Source organism: Hydrocoleum sp. CS-953 (assembly GCF_002260545.1).
Lineage (GTDB): Bacteria > Cyanobacteriota > Cyanobacteriia > Cyanobacteriales > Microcoleaceae > Trichodesmium.
Genome location: NZ_LGSU01000148.1, coordinates 1 through 2,286, shown reverse-complemented (window position 1 = coordinate 2,286; position 2,286 = coordinate 1). Strand labels below are relative to the sequence as shown.

General features: G+C 35.3%; 1 protein-coding gene and 2 pseudogenes. 1 reads left to right on the top strand and 2 read right to left on the bottom strand.

The genetic code is table 11. The features are described 5' to 3' along the window. Nucleotides 1-96 (top strand): annotated as a pseudogene (locus tag AFK68_RS01105) (hypothetical protein); the annotation flags it as partial. Nucleotides 97-217: 121 nt separating this feature from the next. Here the strand turns inward: AFK68_RS01105 and AFK68_RS01100 are convergent. Then, the gene (locus tag AFK68_RS01100) at nucleotides 218-1,882 is read right to left on the bottom strand and encodes an ABC transporter ATP-binding protein (protein WP_094670960.1); all 1,665 of its coding nucleotides are present in this window, start codon (nucleotides 1,880-1,882) and stop codon (nucleotides 218-220) included. Between the two features lie 192 nt (nucleotides 1,883-2,074). After that, nucleotides 2,075-2,275 (bottom strand): annotated as a pseudogene (locus AFK68_RS43785) (ATP-binding cassette domain-containing protein); the annotation flags it as partial. Nucleotides 2,276-2,286: the final 11 nt, after the last annotated feature.

Genomic DNA, 2,286 nt, shown 5'->3' with positions numbered 1-2,286 from the left:
GGTTTATGTTCCCCTGGAGGAGTTCATTCCCATATAGACCATTTATTAGGTTTACTGGATATGGCTAAGGCCAAAGGAATTTCTGATGTAAAAATCCTCCGAAAAATTCAGTAGAATAAATTCATAAATCACCTGCACAATAATCATAATTAAAAGTGTGAGTTAAACCCAAAAAAGAAGATAAAATTTTATTGCTCAAAACCTAGCTTTGACAGTATTAAACACTTGATAATAGTGGCGCTGCATTTAACAATGTCTGAGTATAAGAATGTTGCGGATGATTAAATATTTCTTCAGTTTTCCCTTGCTCAACAATTTTGCCACTATTCATAACAGCAATTCTGTCACAAATAAATCTAGCTACCCACAAGTCATGGGTAATAAATAAATAAGTTAAATTTAATTCTTTTTTCAACTCCAACATTAAGTCTAAAACTTGAGTTTGAATAGTAGCATCTAACATACTTACAGGTTCATCACAAATAATTAGTTTTGGATTAGTAATTAATGCTCTGGCAATAGCAACTCTTTGTTGTTGTCCTCCAGATAATTCGGAAGGATATCGATTACCATATTCTGCTACTGGAGTCAAGCCTACTTTTTCTAGCATTTCCTCAACTTGAATTTTAGCTTTTTCCGTGCTAGCTAAATTATGAATAAATAGGGGGTCAGCTATTATCTGGTTAACAGTCATCATGGGGTTGAGACAAGCGAGGGGGTCTTGAAATATCATTTGCATTTCGCGACGGTATGGTTGTAAGGCGGAGTGGGAAAGAATTGTTAAATCTGTATCTTGAAATTCGACTGAACCAGAAGTAGATTTAATTAATTGTAAAATAGTTCGAGATAGGGTACTTTTACCACAACCAGATTCTCCGACTAATCCTAATATTTCTCCTGAATAAAGATTTAAGTTAACTCCATCAACTGCTTTAATAAGTTTGCTTTTGCCAGAAAAAAATAACTGCTCTATAAAATTACTTTCTAAGCTGTAATGTTTAACTAAATCTTTGATTTGTAAAATAGGTTTAACTGTTTTGGCAACTCTTATTTCTTCAGATTTTTCTGGTTTAATTTGAGGAGAATTAGATTCAGTTACTTGAATATGTAAAGCAGCTTCAAATAGAGATTTAGTATATTCATGTTGGGGGTTGTGAAGAATTTTTTCAATAGAACCTATTTCTACTATTTCACCTCCATACATTACAGCAATACGGTCACAATATTCTCCCACCATTGCCAAATCATGGGAAATTAATAATAAAGAAGTCTGACGTTCTTGGCAAAGTCTAGTTAGTTCCTGCAAAATTTGAGATGCTATAGTTACATCTAAACTGGTAGTAGGTTCGTCAGCAACTATTAATTTCGGGTCAAGTAAAAGTGCTAAAGCGATCGCCACCCTTTGTCGCATTCCCCCACTAAATTCATGGGGATATTGAGACCAACGACTAGCAGGAATATTAACAGTTTCGAGAGTCTCTATAGATTTTTTTTCTGCCTGAGATTTAGATAGATAGGGTTGGTGTGCTTTAATAGTTTCTATACAATGATCCCCAATAGTCATTAATGGGTCGAGGCGAGTCATCGGGTCTTGGAAAACTAATGCTACTGCTTCACCACGAAATTTTCTGAGTTGAGAGGGGTTCATCCCAAACACGGATTTTTCCCCGAAGGTAACAGACCCCTCAACTTGTACCGACTGGGGTAATAATCTCATAGCAGCACGTCCGAGGGTAGATTTACCGCATCCAGATTCTCCCACTAATCCTAATTTTTCTCCAGGTTGAAGTTTTAGAGAAACATTATTTACTGCCCAATGAGATTTTCCACGTTTTTCAGGATAAGCTACTCGTAGATTTTCAATATTAAGTAAGGGATTCATTAGTTAAAAGTNCATCCAGATTCTCCCACTAATCCTAATTTTTCTCCAGGTTGAAGTTTTAGAGAAACATTATTTACTGCCCAATGAGATTTTCCACGTTTTTCAGGATAAGCTACTCGTAGATTTTCAATATTAAGTAAGGGATTCATTAGTTAAAAGTCAAAAGTTAAAAGTCAAAAGTTAAAAGTCAAACCCCTCAACTTGTACCGACTGGGGAAATAATCTCATAGCAGCACGTCCGAGGGTAGATTTACCACATCCAGATTCTCCCACTAATCCTAATTTTTCTCCAGGTTGAAGTTTTAGAGAAACATTATTTACTGCCCAATGAGATTTTCCACGTTTTTCAGGATAAGCTACTCGTAGATTTTCAATATTAAGTAAGGGATTCATTAGTTAAAAGT

Coding starts and splice junctions, on each gene's coding strand:
- AFK68_RS01100 (WP_094670960.1), bottom strand. CDS start 1,882: ATGAATCCCTTACTTAATATTGAAAATCTACGAGTAGCTTATCCTGAA.